At 44.7% G+C, this 2,262-nt stretch carries 2 protein-coding genes; both read right to left on the bottom strand.

Annotation, left to right across the window (positions count from 1 at the left end):
- Positions 1–860: ABC transporter permease (locus GX364_09555; GenBank protein ID NLI71094.1), on the bottom strand; the 860-nt coding region annotated here is incomplete at its 3' end.
- Between the two features lie 85 nt (positions 861–945).
- Positions 946–2,136, bottom strand: a complete 1,191-nt coding sequence (locus GX364_09550) for a hypothetical protein (GenBank protein ID NLI71093.1) — start codon at positions 2,134–2,136, stop codon at positions 946–948.
- Positions 2,137–2,262: the final 126 nt, after the last annotated feature.

The raw sequence follows: 2,262 nt of genomic DNA, 5'->3' as shown, positions 1-2,262 counted from the left end.
ATAGAAAACATCATCGACAGAATTAGCACACTGCCCTGTATTACAGGATAATCACGGTTTAACATTGCTTGGATAGTATACTGTCCTAGCCCAGGTATAGAAAATATAACCTCGGAAATGAGCGCTCCGCCCAACATGATACCGAACATGCTGCCTACAACCATTATTACAGGTGTGAGGGCATTTTTCAGTGCGTGGCGGAATACCACCTTTGATTCCGGCAAACCTTTGGCTCTTGCCGTTGTTATATAGTCCTGACGTATCACTTCCAACATGTTTGAACGCGTCTGCCTTGCTATATTGGCGATGAAACCAACCGCCAGCCCCAAGCTGGGCAAAATCCAGGATTTGAAGCTGGCGACACCAGAAAGGGGGAACCACTGGCGCTCAACCGCAAATTCTTGGATTAAGATCAACGAGAACCAAAAGGCAGGCATCGACACACAGAATAGGGAAAGAAACATTAGGAGGTTATCCACCCAAGTGTTTTGATTAGTTGCTGCCAAAACACCCACCGGTATTCCCACAATCAATGCCATCAACATGCTGGTTACTACAAGCTTGAGCGTATATGGGAAACGTGTGGATACCTCGTCTACAACAGTCCTTTTTGTTACATAAGATGTGCCGAAATCACCGTGGAGTAGCTGCCATAAAAATCTTCCGTATCTTACCGGAAGCGGGTCGTTTAGTCCCATTTCCTCCCGCAATTCTTGTACTTTTTCTTCGGTGGCATTTACTCCGAGCAGCACTCTCGCCGGATCTCCGGGAGTAATGCTGATCAGGATTTGCACGACCAGCGCGATTCCCAGCAAAACAGGAATCATCATTAATAACCTTTTGCCAATGTATCTAAGCAATTATTCCACCGACCTTTTGCAAGACTTTGTGAAACTATTCCCATATATCGGCAGGGAAAGCACCAATAATTTAATGGTCGCACGCTTATTCAGCCCAATCAGGTTTGGGCCGGCTAACGCCTTCAGCATAAGACGATTCATTCAATCCTGCATAGCACTTGCCGCAAATATTACACCATTTTTCCGGCTCTAGCTTGCATGTGCGGATATTGTCGCCCTCATAATAATACTCCCACTCACCGTTATCCTTCTTCCTGCGGAGTATTTTGTGCCAAATGCCGTTAAGGAAAGTCGCTTGGAACATTACCGGTTTCCTCAAGTTGAAATAAATCGGGCAATGCCATACATTTGCCGGAACGCGAATAATGCACGGCTTGTCCACTACGATTTTCTCCATATTGTCCGGATCGTTACCCATGAACAGGGTAATTGTCGCGTCGAAGTCAAATATGTTTGGGAAATTTGCCCCGACAAATACAAGGTATTCATCTGCGTGGTGGTGGAAGTGAGGCAACTCCATCTCAACGGACTTTGAAAACACCTGAAACCCGATGTGATAATTAGAGCCTGGAAAATCGTGGTCTCCATGCAGATATGCCTGAGGTTTTTCGCACCAGTCACCCCAATAAGTGACCATTTCCGGCAATTCGTACTTAAGATAGTCATATTTTCCTGTATAATTTCGTTTCCTGTTCGGCTCAAAGTTTTTATATTCAACTTCGTTGTACCCGGTTTCGCTCAACTTGCCAAAGCATTTCCCGCACATTATGCATTTACCGTCGATACGTTCCTTGCACAGGCGCACATTGTCCCCGTCATAGATATAATCAAAACTTCCGTCCTCTTTGAGGCGACGTGTGATTTTAGACCATGTGCCGTCAAAATATGCTTGCTGGAAGATTATTGGCTTATTAATACGGAAACGAATTGGACCATGCCACATATACGGCGGTATTTTAACTACTGCCGCTTTGTCAATTACCATGGTTTCCATGTTATCCGGATCCTCACCAATGTCCAGTTCGATAATCGCATCAAAATCAAACACATTAGGTACATTTGCACCTAGAAACACAAGGTATTCATCTGCCGCCATATGGAAATGCGGTTCGTCAAAGTCTACTGACTTTACAAATGTCTGGAAGCCAACATGGTAAGTTGCCCCCGGCATGCTTGTCTCACCGCGGAAGTATGCCATGGGGTTTGCGGAAAAATCTCCCCAATGAGATTTTTCCGGCACCAGTTCAAACACACAGGTATCTCTGTATTTTCCCATTCTTTTCCCTCCATATTTAGGTAGTAATCGTTGGTAAAAACCCTTTCAAGGATATTCCCTGTACAGTGTTACATTTATGGCAACTCAATATATGATGTCCTGAAGCCGTTTCCTTCGTATCTATGT

It is taken from the genome of Bacillota bacterium, from assembly GCA_012518215.1.
Classification (GTDB): Bacteria; Bacillota; Dethiobacteria; order DTU022; family PWGO01; genus JAAYSV01.
Note: the sequence above shows the minus strand (reverse complement) of the source record. Positions and strands in the feature narration are given on the sequence as shown.